General features: G+C 45.9%; 28 protein-coding genes. 19 read left to right on the top strand and 9 right to left on the bottom strand.

Annotated features, from left to right (window positions below; genetic code table 11):
* The first annotated feature begins 21 nt into the window (after nucleotides 1–21).
* The 3 genes from argS to C2745_RS09155 are packed head-to-tail and all read left to right on the top strand — an operon-like array spanning nucleotide 22 to nucleotide 3,049.
* A complete protein-coding gene (gene argS, locus C2745_RS09165; protein WP_215384289.1) occupies nucleotides 22–1,749 on the top strand; it encodes an arginine--tRNA ligase in 1,728 nt (575 codons plus the stop codon).
* Between the two features lie 35 nt (nucleotides 1,750–1,784).
* Nucleotides 1,785–2,408, top strand: coding sequence for an SPOR domain-containing protein (locus C2745_RS09160; protein ID WP_215384288.1), 624 nt, complete (start codon nucleotides 1,785–1,787; stop codon nucleotides 2,406–2,408).
* Complete coding sequence (locus tag C2745_RS09155; protein ID WP_215384287.1) at nucleotides 2,405–3,049, top strand: thiol:disulfide interchange protein DsbA/DsbL; 645 nt, start codon at nucleotides 2,405–2,407, stop codon at nucleotides 3,047–3,049. Before C2745_RS09160 ends, C2745_RS09155 begins: the two co-directional genes overlap by 4 nt.
* Before the next feature lie 33 nt (nucleotides 3,050–3,082).
* Here the strand turns inward: C2745_RS09155 and C2745_RS09150 are convergent, their stop codons facing one another.
* The 5 genes from C2745_RS09150 to C2745_RS09130 are packed head-to-tail and all read right to left on the bottom strand — an operon-like array spanning nucleotide 3,083 to nucleotide 7,888.
* Nucleotides 3,083–3,859: an SDR family oxidoreductase gene (locus C2745_RS09150; protein WP_215384286.1), complete on the bottom strand. Its 777-nt coding sequence runs from the start codon at nucleotides 3,857–3,859 to the stop codon at nucleotides 3,083–3,085.
* Nucleotides 3,856–5,151, bottom strand: a complete 1,296-nt coding sequence (locus C2745_RS09145; protein WP_215384285.1) for a cyclopropane-fatty-acyl-phospholipid synthase family protein — start codon at nucleotides 5,149–5,151, stop codon at nucleotides 3,856–3,858. The genes C2745_RS09150 and C2745_RS09145 overlap by 4 nt, the downstream gene beginning before the upstream one ends.
* Nucleotides 5,148–5,933 carry a DUF1365 domain-containing protein gene (locus C2745_RS09140; RefSeq protein ID WP_215384284.1) on the bottom strand — a complete coding sequence of 262 codons (786 nt, stop codon included), beginning with the start codon at nucleotides 5,931–5,933 and terminating at the stop codon, nucleotides 5,148–5,150. Before C2745_RS09140 ends, C2745_RS09145 begins: the two co-directional genes overlap by 4 nt.
* Entirely contained in the window at nucleotides 5,934–7,322 is a 1,389-nt protein-coding gene (locus C2745_RS09135) for an NAD(P)/FAD-dependent oxidoreductase (RefSeq protein ID WP_215384283.1), read from the bottom strand.
* Nucleotides 7,319–7,888: a glutathione peroxidase gene (locus C2745_RS09130; RefSeq protein ID WP_215384282.1), complete on the bottom strand. Its 570-nt coding sequence runs from the start codon at nucleotides 7,886–7,888 to the stop codon at nucleotides 7,319–7,321. Before C2745_RS09130 ends, C2745_RS09135 begins: the two co-directional genes overlap by 4 nt.
* Nucleotides 7,889–7,980: 92 nt before the next feature.
* Here C2745_RS09130 and rfaE2 point away from each other — a divergent pair, with 92 nt between their 5' ends.
* Nucleotides 7,981–8,469, top strand: coding sequence for a D-glycero-beta-D-manno-heptose 1-phosphate adenylyltransferase (gene rfaE2, locus C2745_RS09125; RefSeq protein WP_215384281.1), 489 nt, complete (start codon nucleotides 7,981–7,983; stop codon nucleotides 8,467–8,469).
* Here rfaE2 and C2745_RS09120 read toward each other — a convergent pair.
* Nucleotides 8,466–9,275, bottom strand: a complete 810-nt coding sequence (locus C2745_RS09120) for a type III pantothenate kinase (RefSeq protein WP_215384280.1) — start codon at nucleotides 9,273–9,275, stop codon at nucleotides 8,466–8,468. The genes rfaE2 and C2745_RS09120 overlap by 4 nt on opposite strands.
* Nucleotides 9,272–10,066, bottom strand: a complete 795-nt coding sequence (locus C2745_RS09115) for a biotin--[acetyl-CoA-carboxylase] ligase (RefSeq protein WP_215384279.1) — start codon at nucleotides 10,064–10,066, stop codon at nucleotides 9,272–9,274. Before C2745_RS09115 ends, C2745_RS09120 begins: the two co-directional genes overlap by 4 nt.
* A 37-nt stretch (nucleotides 10,067–10,103) precedes the next feature.
* On the opposite strand from C2745_RS09115, the gene C2745_RS09110 reads away from it, so the two are divergent.
* The 7 genes from C2745_RS09110 to C2745_RS09080 are packed head-to-tail and all read left to right on the top strand — an operon-like array spanning nucleotide 10,104 to nucleotide 14,798.
* Nucleotides 10,104–11,198, top strand: coding sequence for a VanZ family protein (locus tag C2745_RS09110; RefSeq protein ID WP_215384278.1), 1,095 nt, complete (start codon nucleotides 10,104–10,106; stop codon nucleotides 11,196–11,198).
* A 16-nt stretch (nucleotides 11,199–11,214) separates the two neighbouring features.
* The gene (locus C2745_RS09105; RefSeq protein WP_215384277.1) at nucleotides 11,215–11,523 is read left to right on the top strand and encodes a ferredoxin; all 309 of its coding nucleotides are present in this window, start codon (nucleotides 11,215–11,217) and stop codon (nucleotides 11,521–11,523) included.
* 40 nt (nucleotides 11,524–11,563) lie between these two features.
* Complete coding sequence (locus C2745_RS09100; protein ID WP_215384276.1) at nucleotides 11,564–12,277, top strand: alpha/beta hydrolase; 714 nt, start codon at nucleotides 11,564–11,566, stop codon at nucleotides 12,275–12,277.
* A 7-nt stretch (nucleotides 12,278–12,284) separates the two neighbouring features.
* Nucleotides 12,285–12,560, top strand: coding sequence for a YbeD family protein (locus C2745_RS09095; protein ID WP_371743009.1), 276 nt, complete (start codon nucleotides 12,285–12,287; stop codon nucleotides 12,558–12,560).
* Nucleotides 12,561–12,567: 7 nt separating this feature from the next.
* Nucleotides 12,568–13,224, top strand: coding sequence for a lipoyl(octanoyl) transferase LipB (gene lipB, locus C2745_RS09090; protein WP_215384274.1), 657 nt, complete (start codon nucleotides 12,568–12,570; stop codon nucleotides 13,222–13,224).
* Nucleotides 13,211–14,221, top strand: a complete 1,011-nt coding sequence (gene lipA, locus C2745_RS09085; protein ID WP_215384273.1) for a lipoyl synthase — start codon at nucleotides 13,211–13,213, stop codon at nucleotides 14,219–14,221. The genes lipB and lipA overlap by 14 nt, the downstream gene beginning before the upstream one ends.
* Nucleotides 14,214–14,798: a hypothetical protein gene (locus C2745_RS09080; protein WP_251368327.1), complete on the top strand. Its 585-nt coding sequence runs from the start codon at nucleotides 14,214–14,216 to the stop codon at nucleotides 14,796–14,798. Before lipA ends, C2745_RS09080 begins: the two co-directional genes overlap by 8 nt.
* Before the next feature lie 11 nt (nucleotides 14,799–14,809).
* Here the strand turns inward: C2745_RS09080 and C2745_RS09075 are convergent, their stop codons facing one another.
* Nucleotides 14,810–15,067 carry an accessory factor UbiK family protein gene (locus C2745_RS09075; RefSeq protein ID WP_215384271.1) on the bottom strand — a complete coding sequence of 86 codons (258 nt, stop codon included), beginning with the start codon at nucleotides 15,065–15,067 and terminating at the stop codon, nucleotides 14,810–14,812.
* 261 nt (nucleotides 15,068–15,328) lie between these two features.
* Between C2745_RS09075 and C2745_RS09070 the strand changes: the two genes are divergently transcribed.
* The 8 genes from C2745_RS09070 to ptsP all read left to right on the top strand — a co-directional run bounded on the left by C2745_RS09070 (nucleotide 15,329) and on the right by ptsP (nucleotide 22,917).
* Nucleotides 15,329–16,237, top strand: a complete 909-nt coding sequence (locus C2745_RS09070; RefSeq protein WP_215384270.1) for a TorF family putative porin — start codon at nucleotides 15,329–15,331, stop codon at nucleotides 16,235–16,237.
* A gap of 25 nt (nucleotides 16,238–16,262) precedes the next feature.
* Nucleotides 16,263–16,601, top strand: a complete 339-nt coding sequence (locus C2745_RS09065) for a P-II family nitrogen regulator (RefSeq protein ID WP_011903792.1) — start codon at nucleotides 16,263–16,265, stop codon at nucleotides 16,599–16,601.
* Between the two features lie 13 nt (nucleotides 16,602–16,614).
* Nucleotides 16,615–18,099, top strand: a complete 1,485-nt coding sequence (locus C2745_RS09060) for an ammonium transporter (protein WP_215384269.1) — start codon at nucleotides 16,615–16,617, stop codon at nucleotides 18,097–18,099.
* 104 nt (nucleotides 18,100–18,203) lie between these two features.
* Nucleotides 18,204–19,502 (top strand): glutamate--cysteine ligase, encoded by a 1,299-nt coding sequence (gene gshA / locus C2745_RS09055; protein WP_215384268.1) that lies wholly within the window; start codon nucleotides 18,204–18,206, stop codon nucleotides 19,500–19,502.
* 5 nt (nucleotides 19,503–19,507) lie between these two features.
* Nucleotides 19,508–20,449 (top strand): glutathione synthase, encoded by a 942-nt coding sequence (gene gshB, locus C2745_RS09050; RefSeq protein WP_215384267.1) that lies wholly within the window; start codon nucleotides 19,508–19,510, stop codon nucleotides 20,447–20,449.
* Nucleotide 20,450: 1 nt separating this feature from the next.
* On the top strand, nucleotides 20,451–20,873 hold the full coding sequence (locus tag C2745_RS09045; RefSeq protein ID WP_215384266.1) for a PTS sugar transporter subunit IIA: 423 nt from the start codon (nucleotides 20,451–20,453) through the stop codon (nucleotides 20,871–20,873).
* 17 nt (nucleotides 20,874–20,890) lie between these two features.
* The gene (locus tag C2745_RS09040) at nucleotides 20,891–21,160 is read left to right on the top strand and encodes an HPr family phosphocarrier protein (protein ID WP_215384265.1); all 270 of its coding nucleotides are present in this window, start codon (nucleotides 20,891–20,893) and stop codon (nucleotides 21,158–21,160) included.
* A 2-nt stretch (nucleotides 21,161–21,162) separates the two neighbouring features.
* Nucleotides 21,163–22,917 carry a phosphoenolpyruvate--protein phosphotransferase gene (gene ptsP / locus C2745_RS09035; protein WP_215384264.1) on the top strand — a complete coding sequence of 585 codons (1,755 nt, stop codon included), beginning with the start codon at nucleotides 21,163–21,165 and terminating at the stop codon, nucleotides 22,915–22,917.
* Nucleotides 22,918–22,920: 3 nt separating this feature from the next.
* Here ptsP and C2745_RS09030 read toward each other — a convergent pair whose 3' ends face one another.
* Nucleotides 22,921–23,673, bottom strand: a complete 753-nt coding sequence (locus C2745_RS09030; RefSeq protein ID WP_215384263.1) for a HesA/MoeB/ThiF family protein — start codon at nucleotides 23,671–23,673, stop codon at nucleotides 22,921–22,923.
* Nucleotides 23,674–23,685 lie beyond the last annotated feature (12 nt).

Genomic DNA, 23,685 nt, shown 5'->3' with positions numbered 1-23,685 from the left:
ACCTGATAAACTCACCTAACTATGTTGTTAACTAATAAAAATCGTTTAATTGAAATGCTGGGTAGCGCCCTTCAGGGCTTGGCTCAAGAGCGTGGCCTGGGGGATGTGCCCAGCGCTCGTTTAGAGCGCCCTAAGGCGGTAGATCATGGGGATGTTGCCTGCAATATTGCTCTCCAGCTTTCCAAGGCTTGGAAACTCAATCCAAGGGAGCTTGCGCAGGCGCTGGTAGAGCGTTTACAGCTGCAACCCGGTTTTGACCAATTAATTGCTTCTTGTGAAATCGCGGGACCTGGCTTTATCAACTTTCGCTTGAGTAACGCGGCAAAGACGGCGGTAGTTAGCGAAATACTCTCAGCCGGAACTCATTTTGGTGAGCTACCTTCCAGCAGTGCTGCAGTACCAAGCGCAATGATTGAGTTTGTTTCGGCAAATCCAACGGGCCCCTTGCATGTTGGCCATGGAAGACAAGCTGCGCTCGGTGATGCCTTGGCAAACTTATTGGCTACTCAAGGCATTAAGGTGCATCGTGAGTTTTATTACAACGATGCTGGCGTACAAATCGCAAATTTAGCTTTGTCGGTACAGGCTCGCTTAAATGGATTAAAGCCAGGCGATGCTGCTTGGCCGGAGCAGGCCTACAACGGCGAGTACATTGCTGAAATCGCTGCAGCATTTAAAGCTTCTCCAGAATTTAAAGATGACATCGAAGCAATTCGTCAGTTCGCTGTTGCTTACTTGCGCAATGAACAAGATATTGATTTAAAAACCTTTGGCGTGAAATTTGACTGCTATTACCTAGAGTCTTCTTTATACACCGATGGCAGTGTTGCCAAAATCGTTGATGAATTGCAATCCATTGGCAAAACCTATGAATCTGAAGGTGCGTTGTGGTTAAAAACGACTGATGATGGTGACGATAAAGATCGCGTTATGCGTAAGTCAGACGGTAGCTTTACCTACTTCGTTCCTGACGTCGCCTATCACACGAGCAAATGGAGCCGTGGCTTCCAGAAGGTGATTAACGTGCAAGGTAGTGATCACCATGGCACGATTGCCCGTGTGCGCTCAGGCTTGCAAGGCGTAGCTCAGAAGCGCGGTTGGGATATTCCTAAAACGTATCCAGATTATGTTTTGCATAAGATGGTGACCGTGATGCGTCATGGCGAAGAGGTCAAAATTTCTAAGCGTGCCGGTTCATATGTCACTGTGCGAGATTTGGTGGAGTGGTCTGGTGGTGTGACACCAGAGATGACTCCCGCAGAAAGAGAATTGGCTTTGCAACGTGGTCGCGATGCCGTCCGCTTTTTCTTGATCTCACGTAAAGCGGATACTGAATTTGTATTTGATATTGATTTAGCCTTGCAGCAAAACGATGAGAATCCAGTGTTTTATGTTCAATATGCTCATGCGCGGATTAATTCAATTTTGCAACAGTGGGATGGTCAAATATCTGATCTAGCCTCTGCAGATTTATCGCTCCTACAAAGTAAAGCTTCCGACCATCTGTTGCGTCGTTTGGCCGAATACCCAGAAGTGCTTACAAACGCTGCAGAAGAAATGGCTCCGCATGCACTTGCTTTCTACTTGCGTGATTTAGCTGGAGATTTCCATACTTTCTACAATGCTGACCGCGTGTTAGTAGACGATCAGAATTTAAAAATGGCGCGCTTGGCGCTACTCTTGGCAACTCGTCAGGTCTTGCAAAATGGTTTAAAAGTATTAGGGGTATCTGCACCAGCCAAGATGTAATGGCAAGATATGAAGTGAAACTGTAAGATGAGGAAATGATGAAAAAACCGAATCAACAAGCTGGCTTCATTAAGAGACCTAGCGCTGAAGTGAATCGCAAAAATGCCCAATATGGCGGCACTATCTTGGGCTTTATTTTGGGTCTTGGTGCTGGATTGGGAATTGCGTTTGTAATTGCCTTTTATCTATCCAAAAATACACCCCAAGAAAGACCTGGCGTACGGGCGCCAAGTTTGCCTTTGACGATCAAACCTTCTGGTGCTCCGGCTGAAGGTGAGGCCGCCACTCCTGTTGAGCAATTGGACTTAAATAAGCCATTGCAGGGCAAGGCGCCAGCTACTGCTGCCGCAGATCCCATCGGCGATTTAGTTAATGGTAAGAAACCTGCAGAATCAACCCCGCCACCGGCCGCTAAAAGTGACGCGATTTATTTTTTGCAAGTGGGTGCTTTTGTAAAGCGTTCTGATGCTGATGCGCAAAAAGCAAATTTAGCCATTCAAGGTTTGCAGGCTCAGCTTAGCGAGGTAACCAGCGAGGGGAATACGCTATGGCGTGTACGTGTTGGACCCTACAACAGCGTTGAGGAGAGCAATCCTGTACGCGATAAGTTGAATGGCTTAGGCATTAAACCAACCCTCATTAAATCTAGTAAATCATGATTTCATTAAGCAAACGTATTTTTACTGTATTGACCTTACTTTCTTTAAGTGGCCTTGTTAGTGCGCAGGCGCAAAAGATTGAAGAGGGTTTTGATTACCGCATATTGCCAATGGCTCAGCCAGTTGAAACAAAAGGCAAGGTCGAGGTTATTGAGTTCTTTTGGTATGGCTGCCCACACTGCTATGACTTCGAGCCAGAGCTCAGCGCGTGGATTAAGCGTCAGCCTAAAGATGTTGCATTCCGCAGGGTGCCGGTAGCATTTCGTGATGATTTCTTGCCGCATAGCCAGTTGTTTTATGCGCTTGAAGCTATGGGTAAGGGTGATGCTCTCAATGACAAAGTGATGTATGCAATGCATAAAGAGAATAAGCGCCTACTCACAGAGTCCGAGATTGCAGATTGGGTTGCCTCTCAAGGCATTGACCGCAATACCTTCTTAGCTACTTATCGCTCTTTTGCAGTGGTTTCTAAGGCGCGGGCTGCCAAGCAGCTAACAGAGGCATATCGCATTGATGGTGTTCCAACTATTGTGATGCAAGGAAAGTACGTTACTTCTCCTTCTATAGCCGGCTCTAAAGCCAAGGCAATTGCTGTGATGGATTATCTCGAAGAAAAGATTCGCAAAGATAAATACAAGTAATTCTTGCTAATCGGTACAGTGCTTTGGTGCCGATTAGATTTTGACAAAGCGCCGCACAATCCAGAAGTACAGGGGGTAAGGCAAGATTCTGAGAAATTTTAAGAATCTTGAGAACCGCTTGGGGAAGTGAATATCAAACTCCCCATTTTTTATTCCTGTCAAAATTTCAGTGGCTGCTTCTTCTGCGCTGATTAAGGCGGGCATCTCAAAATCATTTTGTGCTGTCGCTTCTGTTGCCACAAAGCCCGGGGAAATCATATGGACGCTGATTCCTGTTGGTAGCAGGTCGTAATACAGGTTCTCGCAAAAATTAATGATGGCTGCTTTGCTGGGCCCATATGCCAGAGCCTTTGGTAGTCCGCTATAACCAGCAACGCTGCCAACAATGGCGATGTGACCAGAGTGGGTTTTCAGCATCTCTGGTAACACTAGCGCTACAGCTCTCATTGGCCCGAGTAGGTTTGCGTCAATCGTTTTTTCTGCGACCTGAATATCAAAATCATCTGCTCGCAATGGGGTATAAACACCAGAAACAAAGAGCATTAAATCAATTCCACCCCAAGTATCTAATATCGTTTGATATCCATTTTGCAGTTGGGATTGATTGGTGACGTCTAGCGGAACCGTAAGGGTTTGATCTTTTGGAGAAGTTTCAGAAATTTGGTTTAAGCGCTCAACCCTGCGGCTCGATAGTGCAACTTTGGCACCTGCCGCGATGAATTCTTTTGCACAAGCTTCGCCAATTCCGCTGGAGGCGCCAATTACCCATATGCGCTTTCCTGAAAAACTTGGGATACCTTTTTGCTTCATGCGCTTAATGCATCCGAGGATGTCCTGGTGGGATTGTGACTGAGTGTGAATTGCACTACATCAATATTGCGCTCTGAAAAACCGGCCGCACAGTACATGAGGTAAAAATTCCAAAGTCGGATAAAAGCCTCGTCAAATCCAAGTTGACGAACCTCTTGTAGTTTTTGATTGAAGTTATCTCGCCACAGGCACAGTGTCTTGGCGTAATCGGAGCCAAAGGCAAATTCACCTTCGACTTTAAGGCCTGCTTTAGCTGCGCTAGCTCTGAAGCTGGTACGCGAAGGGAGCATGCCTCCCGGAAAAACATACTGTTGAATAAAGTCTGTGTTGTGACGATAGCGTTCGAACAGATCTTCTGCAATCACAATGGTTTGAATGCAGGCCTTGCCACCAGTCTTTAGGCATTTTGCAATAGCATCAAAATACTCGGGCCAATGTTTTTCACCTACGGCCTCAAACATTTCAACAGAGGCAATACCGTCAAACTTGTCTTGGCAATCTCGGTAATCTTGCAGGCGCACTTCGTAAGAATTTTTCAGGCTTGCTTCATCTCGAATGGCTTGCAGTCTATTTTCAGCAAACGCTTTTTGCTCGGTTGATAAAGTTAGACCGGTGATAGAGAGGTTATTACGAAGTGCTTGCTCCATAACCCCACCCCATCCACAGCCAATCTCTAATACATGACCGCCTGACTTCACTTCAATCGAATCTAGGATGCGTCGAATCTTGGCGTGTTGAGCAACAGCAAGAGATTGTTTATCTCCTTCAGAAAACCAAGCGCTTGAATAGCTCATAGTTGGATCCAGCCAGAGCGTATAGAAGGCATTCCCAAGGTCATAGTGGGCATGGATGTTTTTGCGGCTACCGGTTTTAGTGTTGTCCCTTAGCCAGTGTTTAAGGCGATAAAAAATCGAGCCGTACCAGCTACCGTAAATTGCCTTCTCAAGAATAGTTCTATTGCGGATGGCAAGCTCGAGAATAGCTTTTAGGTCAGGTGTATTCCATTGCCCGCGAATATAGCTTTCTGCAAAGCCAATATCACCGTGAGACATCACTTCTTTAAACACAGACCAATCTAAAACCACAATTTCAGCATGCAAGGCATCCGCACGATTACCAAACTCGCGTTGTTCTCCGTTTGGCAGGGTCATTTTCAGATAACCACTGCTTAATTGGGAGAGAAGCTGCAGCAATGCTGCCGCGCTCACTTGGTGACGATGCGAAGACGCAACTTTGTTTTGCGTGCGTGAAAAATTCAGTCTTGAAAGTAAAGATTGTCCGGGGCGATTCATCTGCTAATTTCGAGTTCTGGTGGCTTAGGCTTCGAATGAAAGGGTACACCTTTTATCCATAATTTCAATGCCTGCCAGTGGATTCTGAAAATGACCCCAAGACTCATTAGGGGGTAACGTAAAAAGGCCAAATAAAGGGCTGAGCGACTTAGCTCACGACTTGTACCGCTGATACTCGTCGTGATGAGAGGTTGTCCATCTTCATGTAATTCAATGCGACATACTGAGTTCTTGCCTGTAATGCTGTCTTGTGGAAATAAGAAACGAAAATGGTATTCGCCGCGCACTTCACAAAATGGCGATACATGAAAGACTTTTTTGCTCGTGAGCGTTTCTCCGGAGAGCAGTTCTTCGCCAGAGTCCTTGTATAGCAAATAGCAATGACGCTCGCCAAAGGTGTTATTGACCTCCGCCAATACCGCTTGAACTTTTCCGGTCGATCGAGTGCAGATCCAAAAGCTAACTGGATTAAAGACGTAACCTAAGACTCTTGGAAAAGTTTGCAACCAAATTTCTCCATCGACATTGGGAATGTGGTTCTCTTCCAAAATCTTCTCAATCCAAGCCAGGCTATCTTGTTGGCCTGCGCCGTGATCTTTATCAAGGAAGGAAAAGAGTCCAAGGCGGTTATCTCTTAAGCCTCTCGTATGCAGAATTTCTGGGTCTGCCTTCCTGGCGCGCATCGGAATAGAGATGGTAAAGACGCCATAGCCAAATACATTCTTCGCGGGTCTTAGGCGCCGATGCTTCACTACTCCAAAGTTAATCTTTGGCTGATTCATTTATTGCGCATCTTGTATGGGCTGGGATTTCAGTGGGGAGCGAATGCTTTCGATTAGGGCTTCTGCTACCAATTCGCCTGAGCGCAAGCCATCCTCATGAAAGCCAAACCCAGTCCAAGCGCCGCAATACCAGATTGAGGAAGAGCCCTGAATTAATGGCAATTCTTTTTGGGCCTGAATGGCGCCCATGTCAAATACTGGATGTGAATAGTGAATTTCTTGATGCACAAGTTTAGGATCAGGCTCAGTCGACGGATTGAGGCTCACAATAATTTGAGTGTTCTGTAATTTTTCTGGCAATGGTTGTAAGCGATTAATCAAATAGTTCACGCTGACATGTTGCTTGGATGATGGCTTTGCACCAGATTTGGCAGTGTAATTCCAAGCGGCCCAACAACGTTTTTCTTCTGGCAAAAAATGCGTGTCCGTATGCAAAATGGCGCGATTCTTTTGATAGGGAATGGCTGCCAAAATATCTCTGGCTTGCTGATTGATACCATGAACTAGATCTAGTGTTTGGTCGCTATGACAGGCCATTACTACTTCATCGAACATGGATGCGCCGGATGGCGTGATAACTTCCACTTGATTTGAGTCGTTTCGGTTTGTATTTACGCGAACGGCAGCCTCGCGCTCAATGCTGATACCGGATTGCTCAAGGGCGCTCACTATGCGTTTGACATATTCTCTTGAGCCACCTTTGATGGTCAGCCACTGAGGACGATTCTGGATTTGTAGGAGCCCGTGGTTATGGCAGAAGCGAACCATTGTTTGAATCGGGAACTCCAGCATTTGCTCAACAGAGCAAGACCAAATTGCGCCAATCATCGGGAGAAAGTAATTCTCTCTAAAGCTTTGACTTAAGCGATTGCGATCTAAGAAATTGGCAATAGTTTCATCAGGCTCTTTGTATTGATGGCCGCCCTCAATCTGCGCAAGCGCTAAGTTGGTTGCCATGCGGTTAAAGCGCAGTATGTCGTAGGCCATGCGCCAAAACGATGGAGATAGAAGGTTGGTGCGTTGACCAAAAAATGAATTGATGTCGTTGCCAGCCCACTCAATTTTTCTCGGAGAGCTTGATCTTTCGGATGAATCAATTGACACAGAGAAAGACATTTCAGAAGGCGATACGGGCGCTTGAATTTCTTCAAACAGACGAACTAAGCGTGGATATGTTTTGCGATTAAATACTAAGAATCCAGTATCAACACCGTGCGTGATAGATTCGCCACCCACTTCACAAGTAAAGTTCACAGTATTGCTGTGACCGCCAATGTGGTCTCCAGACTCATATAGAGTAATGTCAAATTCAGGGTGCTGTCTTAGGGCATAAGCACATCCTAAGCCGGAGATGCCTGCTCCGATGATGGCAATACGTTTCTTGCTCACTGCGCTTTTTCTCCTAAGAGCTTTTCAATTTCAGCAGTAATGCTACTGCTTGTAGGTTTTGTAACACTTCCAAACGAATCGACAACATTACCATTGCGATCAATTAGATATTTATAAAAATTCCACTTCGGTGTTGTACCTGTTTTAGCGATCAACATTTTGAAGAGTGGGTTAGGGCTGCTTCCAGAAACTTGGCTTTTAGAAAACATTGGAAATTTCACGTCATAGGTATTCTTGCAAAAATCGGCAATCTCTTTATTACTACCCGGCTCTTGTTGGCCAAAGTCGTTTGATGGGAAGCCCAGAACAACAAAACCCTGATCTTTGTATTTGACGTAAATTTTCTCTAGACCTTCATATTGACTCGTAAAGCCACAAAAGCTGGCGGTATTCACCACCATAATTACTTTTCCTTGGTACTGGCAAAGGTTCTGCGGCGCCTCATCTTGTAGGCGAGCAAAGGTGTGTGACAAAAGCGGGCTGCAACTAGGAGCAGCATGGGCGCTAGGAGCTATAAATAAAACGGTGGCAACGGTCAGGAGCCAGGAGGTCACAAAGCGGTGCATGGAGCGCCTTCTTTATTGGGTTTGGAGTGCTCAAGTCTAAGACATTCTGGCTAATATCGCAGGGTGGTGTGCATTACCTTTAATATTGAGTCATGAGCTCTTTGCCACCACCTTCTTTTGAATCTAAGGTTTGCCCTTTAGATCAGCTTGCTAGCCGTATAGCTAAGCTTCCTAGGCCATTGGTATTTACTAATGGGGTGTTTGACATTCTTCATCGTGGCCATGCAAGTTATTTGGCCCAAGCTAGAGCCCTAGGCGCGAGTCTGGTAGTTGGGGTGAATTCAGATGCCTCAGTCAAAATGCTTGGCAAAGGTGATGATCGACCAATCAACACGGAGTCTGATCGTCAGGCCTTATTGGCTGCGCTTGAAAGCGTCGACATGGCTGTCTTATTTGTTGAGCAAACGCCCGTAGAGTTGATTGAGAAGATTCGTCCGGATATTTACGTTAAGGGCGGCGACTATGAAATCGATACCTTGGCTGAAACTCACTTAGTAAAAAGCTGGGGTGGCAAGGCTGTCGCCATCCCATTTCTTTATGAGCGCTCTACTACAAGCTTGTTAGGAAAAATTCGTTCTTAAACGTTTTGTAGTAACCAAGACCAAGCACCACGTAATACGAGCCCGTCAATGGGCTCTATTGCTATTGAGGTCGGTAGTTTTAATTTAGCAATTTCATTGGCTAAAATTTTTGCATTGCCGCCATCAATCCAAACTCTCTCAACGGGGCAATTGATTTCTTTTGCCTGTTGCATTGCGTATTGAATTGCGCCAATTTGCGCAGCATCACATCCGCCGATAATTGCATTATTTGTATTGGTAGCAAATCCATGATGTTCTACACGGGTAGCTAGCGGTAATTGTGCGGTATTGCTCTGAAGACTTGCTTGCATCATCTCTAAGCCAGGCAAAATCCAGCCTCCGTAATGCACGCCGTTTGAACCAAGCAGATCAATGGTGGTGGCAGTACCAGCGTTCACAATCAAAGTGTTATTGCTTGATAAGGCGCGCGCACCAATAGCCGCCGCCCAGCGATCAGCGCCAAGCTGGCTCGGGGTTTGGTACAAGGTGCGCATCCCCGTGAAGGGGGTGTCACCCTTTAGTTGCTTCCAAGCAATATCGCCCCATTGCGGAAATAAGGATTGAAGATTTTCTATTGCCTCTTGACCTGCGACACAGCAAAAAGCAATGGCATCAGGCTTGGGTAATGTTTTCGAAATATAGTCAGCTAACTCAGCTTTATGTTCTTTGGAGCTGAGAGATTTACTGCTGATTGAGCCTGAATAAGCCCATAATTTTTTTTGACGATCCGATGGTTGTTTCGTTGATTCAACGGCCGCCCATTTCAGGCGCGTATTACCAACATCAAATAATAAATACAGACTCATGATTGAACTCGTAATGAAACATCGCCTGCATGTATGGCAACGGTTTTATTTTCTTGTTGCAAGAGAAGTGCGCCAGTTTGATCTACGCCCTTAGCGGTTCCGTAAATAGACTCTTTGCCTGCGCCGGAAATACATACCGCTTGATCTTGATAAGCGTCCCACGTTCCCCATTGCTCTCTATAAAACTCAAATCCATGTTGATCAAAGTTTTTAAAATGATCCCCAAAAGAGGTAATCAGTTTTAACCATAAATATTCAGTGTCGGGGAGTTTTGTCGATGCTCCCAAAATTTGATCAAGAGCCCCAACCTTTTGTCCGCCCCCTAGGCTAGATTCAATGAATGCAGCATTTCGTATGTTCAGGCCAACACCAACAATCATCCATGTTGGCTCCTGGGGTTTGGATTGGCCTCCTTCGATGAGGATGCCCCCCAGTTTGGCGTTATTGAGCAATAGATCGTTTGGCCACTTGAGTCGAAGACCGGCATGATGAAGCGCTTGTTCATTCAACCCGGAAGCCTGAGCTATACCAGCAACTACCGCCAGGCCGACTACAAGGCTTAGCCCGGTAAGCTGTGCAGGGCTTCTTTTGAAAGGGAAGGCCAAGGAGAAGCAAATAGAGTCTTCTGGGTTGGCAAGCCATGCGCGACCCACTCTGCCTTTACCGGCAGTCTGTTTGTGGGCAATGCGGGCTACTGGGTCGATTAATTGACCGGCGCGCCAGCGCTCTAACAGATCATCGTTGGTGGATCTTGTTTCGTTTACGCGTTCAAGGATGCAATTAGCAGTCATTTCGCCATTGTAGAAAGGTCTGACCTAGAATTGTGGAATGCATCAAAAAGACCAGCGCCCCCGTAAATTTGTATGGCCACTTCAGGCCATGCCTTTGGCTAGGTTCATGAGTGTGAGTTATGCGTTATTGATTGTTTATGTGAGTCTAAATCCATTTGATTTTGATTTTCAGAATGGCATTACGGCTTGGGCTTGGATAGACGCCCCTTTACCTCGTTTCATCACTTTATTTGATGTTTCCGTCAACATTCTTGCCTATATCCCATTTGGATTTTTACTGGTTTTTGCTGCATATCCACGTTGGCGTAATTTTGTTGCTCTGGGTTTGGCTTTAAGTCTGAGCGCGCTATTGGCATTGACTGTCGAATCCTTGCAATCCTGGCTGCCAACCAGAATACCAAGTCAAATGGACTGGTGGGCCAATGTGCTTGGCGGCCTCTTGGGCGGCCTGTTAGCAATTCCTTTGGGCCCTCAATGGCTGTCTGGTAGCGCTATCCGCCGTCGCTTTGATCAGTGGTTTGGGCTCAATTGGGGTGCATGCGCTCTCTTCTTATTATTTCCCTGGTCACAAATTTATCCTCAAAGCTCATGGCTCGGGACAGGAGTTTGGGGTCATGCGATCTTTGGTTCAATTGACTGGGGAACAACAGTTGTTAACCACGTAGCGCAAGAAACGCTTATTACTGCGCTATGTTGGTTAGGGGTCGCCTTATTGCTTTCATTAGGTCTCAGACCAAAGGCGCCACAGTGGCGCATTTTGAACGGCTTACTTTTCTTCACTGTGGCAATTAAAACCTTATTCACGGCACTTCAATTTGGCGGAGAATTTGGTTTGATATGGTTTACAGATGGCGCATTATGGGGAATGGCTTTAGCGATGGTCTTATTGAGACTGGCGTTAAAGCTAAGTCAAGCAGCAAAATTTTGGCTGGCGTTGTTTTGTCTTGTTAGCGCCACCATTGCCATCAACATATTGCCGGATAATCCTTATTTCATATTGACCTTACGACACTGGCATCAAGGGCGTTTATTACACTTTAATGATCTGATGCAGTGGGTTTCGGTGGTATGGTTACCAATCGCCTTAATTTGGATGATTCGTAACGTTACTGAATTTAAATCGCAGCATTGATGAATATAATTTTTCTATGAGTTTTTCTAAGCACCTATTTTTTTGTTTGAACCAACGCAGTAATGGCGATGATTGCTGTGATCGTCACAATGCATTTGCTTTGTTTGAGTACGCAAAAAATAGGGTGAAAGAACTTGGGCTATCAGGCCCAGGAAAGATCCGCGTGAACAAAGCGGGATGCTTGGACCGCTGCGCTGATGGCCCTGTGATGGTCGTCTATCCGGAGGGTGTCTGGTACACCATGATCGATATACAGGACGTAGAAGAAATTATTCAGTCACATTTGATTTCGGGGCGCCCTGTAGAGCGCCTTCAGTTAGCTTAGTAGTTCGTTTCAGTCATTCGTTTTTGTTGAAAGTTTTCCCATGAATAGCCGTACCAAAGTAATTCATATTGAAGGCATTGTTGGTTTGATGGAAATGTCTATTGACCTGCCGGATGAATTAAAAAATGATCCCTCGTTTGCTGTGCGTGGTCTAGCTTTAGTTGCGCACCCACACCCGTTAATGGGTGGGACAATGGATAACAAGGTTGCCCAAACAATGGCCAGAGCTTTTAATCAGCTTGGTTACATCAGCGTACGGCCTAACTTTCGCGGTGTAGGTGGTACTGCTGGTGTACATGATGATGGAGTTGGCGAGCTAGACGATTTGCTGCATGTAACAGATTGGATGCGCACGCCATCTAGTTGGGATCAATTTGAAGCGACTGCAAATCAATCATGGGTATCCGGCGCCAATACATTGCCTTTGGTTGTTTCTGGATTTTCGTTTGGCAGCTTTGTTGGTAGCCACCTAGTCGAGAAGTTGGCAGAGCTGGGTCGTCCCGCTGAGCGTTTGGTGATGGTTGGCAGTGCCGCTGGTAAATGGACGCTTGCTAATGTGCCCACCGATACGGTGGTGATACATGGTGAGGTTGATGAAACTATTCCATTGGCTGATGTATTGGATTGGGCACGCCCCCAAGAGTTAACTGTTCAAGTGGTGCCAGGAGCAGACCACTTTTTTCATCGCAGATTGCATTGCATTCGCAACATCATTACGGGCGCGTGGTTGGGTATGCCCGATCATCGAAAATAATAAAAGGATTGAAGCAATGTCAGAAGAAAAATCATTAATCGAGTATCCATCGCTCTTTCCAATTAAGGTGATGGGCAAAGCAAACCCGGAGTATTTGCCTGCAATTATTCATATTGCCAAGCAATTTGATCCAACATTTGACGAGAGCAAGGTTGAGCAGCGCCCATCAAAGGATGGAAATTATTTGGGTATTACCTTGCCAATTACAGCCACTAGCCGCGAGCAGTTAGACGAGCTGTACAGAACTTTATCTACACACCCATTAGTTAGCATCGTTCTCTAATTTATTCTTGATGCCATTTTTAGTAAAACAACTTGGAACGGTAGAGTACCTCTCGACTTATGAGGCGATGCAAGTATTTACTAAGGAGCGCAATAGCCAAACTCCAGATGAGATTTGGGTTTTAGAGCATCCCCCTGTATTTACGTTGGGGCTAGCAGGGGACGCTGGCAATTTGCATTCCCCAAGCAATCAAATTCCATTGGTGCAAGTGGATCGAGGTGGTGAGATTACTTATCACGGCCCCGGTCAGATCGTGGTTTATCTTCTGCTGGATCTCAAGCGCTTAGGAATTTTCGTAAAAGAATTGGTTTCACGCATAGAGCAAGCTTTGATTGATGCCTTGGCAGATTTTGGGATTGCGGCTGAAAGACACGCGGGTGCACCCGGGATATATGTCTCTGAGCAGCCTGGAGTGCCCCCAGAGTGGTTTGGCGCTAAGGTTGCTGCCTTGGGCTTAAAAGTATCCAAAAGCTGCTCCTATCATGGCTTAGCCTTGAATGTAGCCACTGATTTAGAGGCTTTTAAGCGCATCCACCCCTGTGGCTATGAGGGCTTAAGAACAGTCGATATGCAAACCCTTGGGATCAAGGACAATATAGACACTATTAGCCAAAGGCTTTTGCAGCACTTACAAAAGCAACTGATGCCACATGACAACAAATAATCCTGATACCAAGACATCTATAGAAGGTCGCCAAGATCTGAATTACGACGCATCGCGTAAACAAAAGTCGAGCGAAAAAACTGCGCGTATTCCGATCAAAATTGTTCCGCTTGAAGAGGTGCTCAAGAAGCCGGATTGGATTCGCGTAAAAGCGGCATCAGGTAACTCACGCTTTGCTGAAATCAAAAAGATTTTGCGTGAGAATGAGTTAGTTACTGTTTGCGAAGAAGCAAGCTGCCCAAATATTGGTGAGTGCTTTGGCAAAGGGACTGCCACTTTCATGATCATGGGTGACAAGTGCACGCGTCGCTGCCCATTTTGTGATGTAGGTCATGGCAGGCCAGATCCTTTGGATACAAAAGAGCCAGCTAACTTAGCTCGCACGATTGCTGCTCTCAAGCTCAACTATGTCGTGATTACTAGCGTCGACCGTGATGACCTGCGTGATGGTGGCGCTATGCATTATGTAGATTGCATTTCTCAATCACGCGCATCATCCCCAAATACCCGAATTGAGGTATTGGTTCCTGATTTCCGTGGTCGCTTAGATAAAGCGCTTGATATTTTTTCTGAGCATGCGCCAAATGGTTTGCCTGATGTGATGAACCATAATTTAGAAACAGTGCCGCGTTTGTATAAGCAAGCTAGGCCTGGTGCCGACTATGACCATTCTTTGAAGTTGTTAAAAGAATTTAAAGAGCGCTTTCCGCATGTACCCACTAAGAGTGGTTTGATGGTTGGCCTTGGTGAAACTGACGAAGAGATTTTGGAAGTCATGCGAGATATGCGTGAGCACAATATTGATATGTTGACGATTGGCCAATACCTAGCGCCATCCGGCCATCATCTTCCAGTGCAGCGCTATGTGCACCCTGATGTATTTAAGATGTTTGAAGAGAAGGCTTATGCCATGGGCTTCTCCCATGCCGCAGTGGGTGCGATGGTGCGCTCGAGTTATCACGCAGATCAACAGGCCCATGGAGCCGGGGTTGTCTAGAGTAGTTTTAAAAGTTGCCGCTCTATTGGCGGCATCCCTTGTCTTACTGGCGTGTAGCCCCAAGTTAGATTGGCGCACTGTTCAATCTCCTCAAGAGAGGTATAGCGCTTTATTTCCAGGCAAGCCCGATAAGTTAGAGCGCCAGATACCCTATCAAGGGCAGGAGTTTTTACAGACTCTTGAGGCTGTAAAAATTGACGATGATATTTACTCTATTGGCAGCATTAAATTGCTAGCCAATCAGACGGCACTTTTGCCAAATTTGATTAATCAGTTACAAAGTAATTTATTGGACAGGGCCAAGGCTTCTGGTGGTGACGTCGAAATATTAGATACCACTTATCAGCTGAGTAGCCGTCAGAAGTTGCCAAGTAAAGATTATTTTCTTGTTTTGAAATCAAGCGCAAAAACATCGCAATCGATGCGAGTGCGCTGGATTACTCGTGCAGCGCTGAATGGCGAGATGTGGATCTATCAGATATCTGTGTTGCATCCAAATGGAAGCGCGAATGACGCTAAAACTTCTTTATCTAAAGAAGAGTATGAAAACTTTTTTAGTGGATTTTCTCCAGAATAGAGATCAAAGAGTTACTGGGTTTTCTCAAGCGCAGCAACTTTAGCTTCAAGCGCCTCTAATTTCTCTCTCGTTTTTGCCAACACTTTGCTCTGAAGATCAAATTCTTCGCGTGTCACCAAATCCATCTTCTGAAAACCTTGATTCATCATGGCGCGCACATTCTTTTCAATCTCCTGTGCTGGCGAATTGCGTATGGCATCACCCACCTTGTTCTGCATATCACTTGCGATACGTTGAATTTGCTCGAGGATTTCACCGGGTTTTTGCATGATGGTATTTCGCAGTTCTATAAAAAGTTGCATAAAAGATACACATCGCTATTTTAAGTTGGGCGGCTAAAAAGGGGCAAAACATCGAAAACCCCTCAAAAAGCTTCATTTTCACCCCTATGGTGCATTATCTAGCACCAATTAGGTGCATTGGCATTAATAAGGGGAATGCTGGGGAATCCCAAATAGGGGCGCGCTTCATGATCACTCCATGCATTAAGCATTCAACCCTTTTTTATTACAAACAGTAAGGAGTAACACATGAAAACAATTCAAAAGACAGCTATTGCTCTAGCAGCCTCTGGCCTATTTGCAACTTCTGCATTTGCGCAGTCCGCTCCAGCAGCAGCTCCTGAAGCTCCTGAAGCCAGCCCAATTACAGCAAACGTTACTGTAGTAAATGACTACCGTTACCGTGGTATCAGCCAGTCAAACTTTAAGCCAGCAATTCAAGGTGGCTTTGACTACGCTCATGAGAGCGGCCTCTATGTTGGTAACTGGAACAGCTCAATCAGTTGGATCGGTGATATGTATGCAAACGGTGGTGGCTTTGTAGGCAAAGGCAATACTGGCGCAAGCGTTTCCGCACCGATCGAAATGGACTTCTATGCTGGTATCAAGAAAGAATTGATTGGCGAAGGTTTTGCAAGTGACTTCGGTGTTTTGCAGTACTACTACCCAACTTCAGGCATTCCTAACACCAATGGTTTAACAGCTAATCCAAACTCAACAGAACTGTATCTCGCACAAAACTTTACCTTTGGGCCAGTAACCGGTTTCGCTAAGTTTTCTTATGCGGTTTCAACTTTGTTCGGAGCTGTTAACTCAACTGGTTCTTACTATCCAGATTTAACAATGAACTATGACACTGGCGTTTGGGGCTTGGCTTTGAATGGTCACGTGGGTTACCAATACTATGCGGGAAATCAGCCTAATGGCGCTACTGTATGGAATGGCGCTTCAGTAAGCAACGTTAGCAATAACAAGCTATTTGGCTACACAGACTGGAAATTGGGCGTAACTAAAGACTTTGGAGCTGGCTTATCAGCATCTTTGGCTTACGTTGGCACCAATGCAGCTACTAACCAAGGTGCTTATACCTATTCAAGCCCATCAGGCAAGAATTTAGGCAAATCCACTGGCTTGCTTTCTTTAACAAAGACTTTCTAATTTCCAACTCTGAACGGAGAAACATATGAAATTAATTACCGCAATCATCAAGCCCTTCAAGCTTGACGAAGTGCGCGAAGCTCTCTCAGAAGTGGGAGTTTCGGGTATTACCGTCACTGAAGTTAAAGGCTTTGGTCGTCAAAAGGGTCACACTGAGTTGTATCGCGGTGCTGAGTATGTTGTCGATTTTTTACCTAAAGTAAAAATTGAAGCTGCTGTTGAAGATGGCATCTTGGAGCGTGCGATTGAAGCAATTGAAAAATCTGCACGTACAGGCAAGATTGGTGATGGCAAGATTTTTGTCTCACCAGTTGAGCACGTCATTCGTATTCGTACCGGTGAAACCGGCGCGTCAGCACTTTAAAGAGAGGTTCAAAATGTTAACTTGGATGAAACGACTCGTTGCTGGTGGTGCTATGGCCTTGGCTATTGGCGCAACCGGTGTAATGGTTACTTCGCCAGCGCATGCTGATGAAGTCAAGAAGCCGGCTGTAACAGCTCCTGCGGCAACCCCTGCTGCGGCTGAGCCTGCTCCAGTTCTTTGCTCTGAAAAATGTAATAAAGCAGATATCGCTTGGATGATGGTTTGTACAGCATTAGTGCTGTTGATGACTCTTCCTGGCTTGGCATTGTTCTACGGCGGCTTAACCCGCAGCAAGAACATTTTGTCTATCTGTATGCAATGTTTCATGGTCTTCTCATTGATTACAGTGCTATGGGCTATTTATGGCTATAGCTTTGCTTTCACGGAAGGCGGAGCATTCATTGGTGGATTAGATCGTCTGTTCTTGGGTGGTATCAATCCAGACTCAGTAGCAGCAACCTTTAGTAAGGGTGTTGTGATTCCTGAGTATGTATTTATGGCTTTCCAAGCAGTGTTCGCAACTATCACTTGCTGCTTGATCATTGGCTCTTTTGCTGAGCGCGCTAAGTTCTCTGCAATCTTGGTATTCATGGTGATTTGGTTCACTTTGAGCTATCTGCCAATCGCTCACATGGTTTGGTTCTGGCCTGGTCCAGATGACATCAAAGATGCTGCATCACTTGAGGCAATTACTGCTCGTGCTGGTTGGTTGTGGCAAAAAGGTGTTCTCGACTTTGCTGGCGGTACTGTTGTGCATATCAATGCGGCGATCGCTGGTTTGGTTGGATCCTTTGTTATTGGCAAACGTTTGGGCTACGGCAAAGAAGCAATGAAGCCACATAACTTAGTTTATGTAATGACTGGTGCTGCTCTCTTGTGGTTCGGTTGGTTTGGTTTCAATGCTGGTTCAGCGCTTGAAGCAAACGGCACTGCTGGCTTGGCATTCGTGAATACTTATTTAGCAACCGCTGCTGCTGTATTGGGCTGGTCAGTTGCAGAGTGGGTTCTTAAAGGTAAGCCATCTATGTTGGGCGCTGCGTCTGGTTGCGTAGCTGGTTTAGTTGCTATTACTCCTGCTGCTGGTTTTGCTGGCCCAATGGGTGCAATCATTATTGGCTTAATTGCGGGTGTAGTTTGCCTCTGGGGTGTTACTGGTCTCAAGAAGATTTTGGGTTCAGACGACAGCTTGGACGTATTTGGTGTTCACGGCGTAGGCGGTATTACTGGTGCATTGTTGACCGGTGTATTTGCTGATCCAGCATTGGGCGGCTCTGGTATTTGGGATTATGTAGCTAATGCAGTTGCTCCTGATTACTCTATTGCTAGCCAATTGTGGATCCAGGCTCAAGGCGTGATTACTACTGTAATTTGGTCTGGCGTAGTTTCTTTCGTAGCCTTCAAATTGATCGATATCGTGATTGGTTTGCGCGTCAAGGAAGAAGAAGAGCGCGAAGGCTTAGATATCAGCTCACACGGTGAGACTGCTTACGAGTCTTAATCAGTAGATTTACCCCTCACTGGGCGGCTCTGGTTGGCTGCCTAGTTTTAAGCGCGGGATCCTCGGATCCCGCGTCTTTCTTTTAATAATCTTACAATGGTGGAATGGTTCCACATCTCATTACAGCCCTAAGCGGTCCTTTGCTCGAATTAGAGTCTAAGGTTCTAGAAGCGACCCCAACCATTGAGCGTTGGTTTAGGTTGGAGTGGCAAGAGCACACCCCGCCTTTTTACTGTTCGGTAGATTTACGTAATTCTGGCTTTAAGTTGGCCCCGGTTGATACCAACCTATTTCCCGGTGGATTTAATAACCTTTCACCTCAGATGTTGCCGCTTGCCGTACAGGCTGCTATGGCGGCAATTGAGAAAATTTGCCCGGAAGCAAAAAATTTATTACTCATTCCTGAGAAACATACCCGCAATACTTTTTATTTGCAGAACATCGCGCGCTTGTCTTCCATTTTGCGTCAAGCAGGTTTGAATGTTCGACTAGGTACATTCTCCGAAGAAATTAAGAAGCCAACCTGGATTGAGCTGCCAGATGGCAATCGACTCCTGATGGAGCCCTTATCTCGTCTTGGCTTGAAGAAGCAGCGCTTAGGTCTTAAGGATTTTGATCCCTGCTCCATCTTGCTTAACAACGATCTATCAGCTGGTATTCCTCCTATTCTGGAAAATATTTACGAGCAATATTTGTTGCCTGGCCTGCATGCAGGTTGGCATGTGCGTCGTAAATCAAATCACTTTGCTGCCTATGAAGAGGTTGCAAAGAAATTTGCCAAAGTAGTCGACATTGATCCATGGATGATTAATCCATATTTTGCGAGTTGCTCAAATATTAATTTTCATGAGCGCAAAGGTGAGGATGAGCTGCAAACAGCAGTAGAGCAAGTTCTGAAAAAGACTGCCAAAAAATATCGTGAATACGGTATTAAAGACAAACCATATGTTGTTGTGAAAGCAGATGCTGGCACTTATGGCATGGGCGTAATGGTTGTGCACGACCCAGCTCAGCTCAAGGGCCTGAACCGCAAAGACCGCAATAAGATGAGTGTGGTTAAAGAGGGTCTAGAGGTCAGCGACGTCTTGATTCAAGAGGGTGTGTATACCTTTGAAAAGGTCAATGAAGCGGTTGCAGAGCCTGTGGTGTACATGATTGATCGCTATGTCATTGGCGGCTTCTATCGCGTTCATACTGATCGTGGCCCAGATGAAAATCTCAATGCTCCGGGCATGCATTTTGTACCGCTCGCTTTTGAGCAAAACTCCATGCCTGATCTTGGCGCTAAACCCGGTAGTGCAGCTCCAAATCGTTTCTACTTGTATGGCGTGGTTGCCCGCTTGGCGCTTCTCGCTGCTTCATTAGAGCTAGAGCGTACCGACCCAAATGCTGAAGTTGCGTAAAGACTATGAATTTTTTATTCATTGCTGATCCGCTTGAGTCTTTCAAGGTTAAAAAAGATTCCACACTAGCAATGATGCGCGTAGCGCAAGAGGCTGGCCATCAACTTTGGTTTTGCCAGAGTCGCAATGTATTGTGGAAAGAAAATGTTGTCCACGCAGATTGTCAGTCTCTGACAATTAAACCAAGCTCTACGTCTTGGTTTGAGTTGGGTCAAGTTGAGTCTCGAGCGCTAAATTCTTTTTCAGCAGTATTGATGCGCACTGATCCACCATTTGATATTGAATACCTCAATACCACTTGGCTGCTTTCTGCTGCCGTTCGTCAGGGGGCTAAAGTATTTAATGAGCCGTCAGCCGTACGTGACCACTCAGAAAAACTGTCGATTACGGAGTTTCCTGAATTAATTCCCCCAACTTTGGTTACGCGCGAACTCAACGCAGTTGAAGACTTTCACCGCACTCACCAAGATATTGTGATTAAGCCATTAGATGGTATGGGTGGCATGGGCGTATTTCGTGTGGGGCCTGATGGCTTAAATCTCGCAAGTATTGTTGAGACCTTGGGTGAAAACGGCGCCCGAACTTTAATGATTCAGCGCTTCTTGCCTGAAATTGCGCAAGGCGACAAGCGGGTTCTCTTGATAGGCGGGGAGGTAGTGCCTTTTGCTTTGGCACGTATTCCTCAGGGTAGTGAAATTCGTGGCAATTTAGCGGCTGGAGGCAAAGGCGTTGCCATGCCTTTGAGTGAAGCCGAAATGAAGATTGCCCAAATGCTTGCCCCTAAATTAAATCAACGCGGTTTATTCTTGGTTGGGCTAGACTTAATCGGTGGCTACCTAACTGAAATTAACGTTACTAGCCCTACCTGTTTTGTAGAGATAACAGATCAAAGTGGTTTTGATGTTCCTCAATTTTGGTTAAAAGCGCTCGAGAAGGCATTGTCATAATATGGCTGGAATCGTAATCGTTGCACATACACCTGTTGCAAGTGCAATGCTCAGTTTTGCCGAGCACACTTTTGGAGTTGTGCCAGAACGTGTCAGAGCAGTTGATATTCCTCCGTATGAAGATACCAAAGCGAGTTTTGACCGCGTATTGAAAGCTGCTTACGGAGTTAACACTGGCAACGGCGTTTTAATTTTGACTGACGTCATGGGCGCAACCCCAGCAAATGTGGCCTCCAAGTTAGAAAGCTTGGGCCCACTATCTGGATTAAATGCTCCAGTGATTGTTCTTGCTGGATTAAATCTGCCTATGCTCATGCGTTGCATTTCTCATCGGGGGGAAGGCCTCGAGGAGTTGGCTAAAAAAGCGCTAGCAGGTGGTCAAAATGGAATTTTGCGTCTTGGCGCAAAAGTGAATCAAGAATAAGAGGAGCCAGTCGCTCAATGCCAGTCGCTGAAATCGAGATCATCAACAAATTAGGTTTGCATGCTCGTGCATCCGCCAAATTATCCCAGTTGGCTGCACAGTTTCCCTGTGAAATATTTCTGTCACGCAATGGTCGTCAAATTAATGCTAAGAGCATTATGGGCGTCATGATGTTGGCTGCAGGTATTGGCAGCACTGTGACCTTAGAGACTGTGGGTGATCAAGCCGATGAAGCAATGGCAGCACTTACTGCATTAATTAACGATCGCTTTGGCGAGGGCGAATAAGTATGACATTTGCGTTGCACGGAATTCCAGTATCAAAAGGCATTGCCATTGGCAAGGCGGTACTGATTTCGCGTGCAGCCCTAGAGGTAAGTCATTATTTGGTTGAGGCCGGCAAAGAAGAGGCTGAGGCTCAAAAACTTTTAAATGCATTTGATCAGGTGCGCCTTGAGTTAGAGCAATTGCGTCAAGGTTTGCCTAAGGATGCGCCACAAGAGATGGCTGCATTCTTAGATGTGCATGGCATGATTTTGGCCGATCCTGCATTGGCCGAGAAACCGATTAAATTGATTCGCACCCAAAGGCTCAATGCTGCCTGGGCACTCACTACTGAATTAAATGATCTCTTAGAGCAGTTTGCCGAGATCGAAGATCCCTACCTAAAAGAACGCGCTAACGATATACGTCAGGTCGCCGAGAGGGTGATTAAGGCGCTAAATTCCCAAAAGAAAGAAGCAATTGATGGGGTGGATTTCTTGCCCTCAAGCGATATTGGTGTCGAGTCAATTATTGTGGCGCATGATATTGCTCCCCACGATATGTTGCGCTTTAAAGAGCATGCGTTTACTGGTTTTGTAACCGATTTAGGCGGCAAGACATCGCATACGGCAATTGTCGCTCGCAGCATGGAAATTCCAGCGGTAGTGGGCGTGCGCCATGCTAGCGAAATGATTCGTCATGGGGATTGGTTGGTATTGGATGGTGAGCGGGGCGTTGTTGTAGTGGCGCCTGACGAACAGCTATTGACTGAATACCGCAAATTACAAAGTCAAGCTTTAAAAGAGGCGCGCAAACTTCAACAACTTAAGCACGCTAAAACTGAAACAGCAGATGGCGTTGATATTGAGTTATTTGCAAATATTGAATTACCAGAGGATGCAATTCAAGCCGTCAAGCTGGGAGCGGTAGGCGTAGGTTTGTTCCGTTCCGAGTTCTTATTCATGGATCGTAAACAAGCGATGCCAGACGAAGAGCAGCAATATCAAGAGTACCGTCGGGTTGTCGATTTAATGCACGGACTACCTGTAAATATTAGAACAATTGACGTTGGCGCCGATAAGGCGCTGGGCGCGGGTGGAGCAGATGTTTCTCAAACAGGTACATCCCCATTGGGTTTGCGGGCTATTCGTTGGTCTCTTACTGAGCCAGAAATATTTTTAACTCAACTAAGGGCTATTTTGCGCGCATCTGCTCATGGTCAGGCGCGCATCATGATCCCAATGTTGGCTCATGCAAAAGAGATTGATGAGACGCTTCGATTAATTGAAAAAGCAAAGCAACAGCTGCATCAACGCGGACAATCATTTAACCCCAATATTCAAGTGGGTGCCATGATTGAAATCCCTGCGGCAGCCTTGGTATTGCCTTTATTTATTAATCGTTTTGATTTTCTGTCGATTGGTACAAACGATTTAATTCAGTACACCTTGGCGATTGATCGTGCAGATCATGCTGTTGCGCATTTATATGATCCTTTGCACCCAGCGATTCTGAATTTGTTGGCCAATATTATTGAGCAAGCAAAACGGGCCAATGTGCCTATTGCCGTATGTGGCGAAATGGCTGGCGATCCTGCGCTCACTAGACTTTTGTTGGCGCTGGGATTAACTGATTTTTCAATGCACTTTAGCCAGCTGTTGCTCGTCAAGCGCGAGATATTAAAAGCAAATGTGGGCTTGCTTAAGGTTAGAGTCCCTAGACTCCTGAAAGCATACGAGCCGGAAGCCCAGGCCGCAGCCCTTGAGCGTCTGCTGTCTTAAAGGCTAGTGGGGCTTTCCGCAAACCGAACATTCGGGATTGCGAGAAATTTTGATTTCATCAATTTGAGTATTGCGCGCATTCCATAAGAGCATGCGTCCAACTAACGGCTCGCCAAAACCAATGATGACTTGAAGCGCCTGTGCTGCTTGCATGGCGCCAATAATGCCAACCAAGGGAGAGAAGACGCCCATGCTTGCGCAATTGACCTCTTCGAATTGCTCATCAGGTGAAAAGATACAGGCATAACAAGGTGATGACGAGTTGCGCGGATCAAAGACACTCACTTGCCCATCAAAGCGAAGTGCGGACCCAGAGACAAGGGGCTTTTGATGTTTTACACAGCAAGCATTAATTAAATGACGTGTTGTGAAGTTATCGGTGCAGTCTAAAACAACGTCTACGCTTGGTAGTAGCTCATCAAGCAGGGAAGCAGTCGCTTTTGCTTGGATGGTTTCTATGTGAATGCTGGAATTAAGATGCTGTAGAAATTGTTTCCCAGAATCAACCTTGCTTTTGCCCACAGTGCTTTCGGCATGCATGATTTGACGTTGAAGATTCGTCAGCTCTACAAGGTCATGATCTACAAGGGTGATATGTCCGACCCCAGCAGCCGCTAAATAGGGGGCGGCAGCGCTACCTAGACCACCTGCGCCGATCACTAATACATGTGAGCTTAGTAACTTTTCTTGACCGGCAACATCGATGTCATCAAGCAGTAAATGCCTTGAATAGCGAAGTAACTGCTCATCATTCATTTGTAGGCCAAG

The sequence above is a fragment of the Polynucleobacter sp. AP-Kolm-20A-A1 genome (genome assembly GCF_018688315.1).
GTDB lineage: Bacteria > Pseudomonadota > Gammaproteobacteria > Burkholderiales > Burkholderiaceae > Polynucleobacter.
The sequence above is the reverse complement of the archived record's forward strand: the minus strand, read 5'-3'. Positions and strand labels throughout refer to the sequence as shown.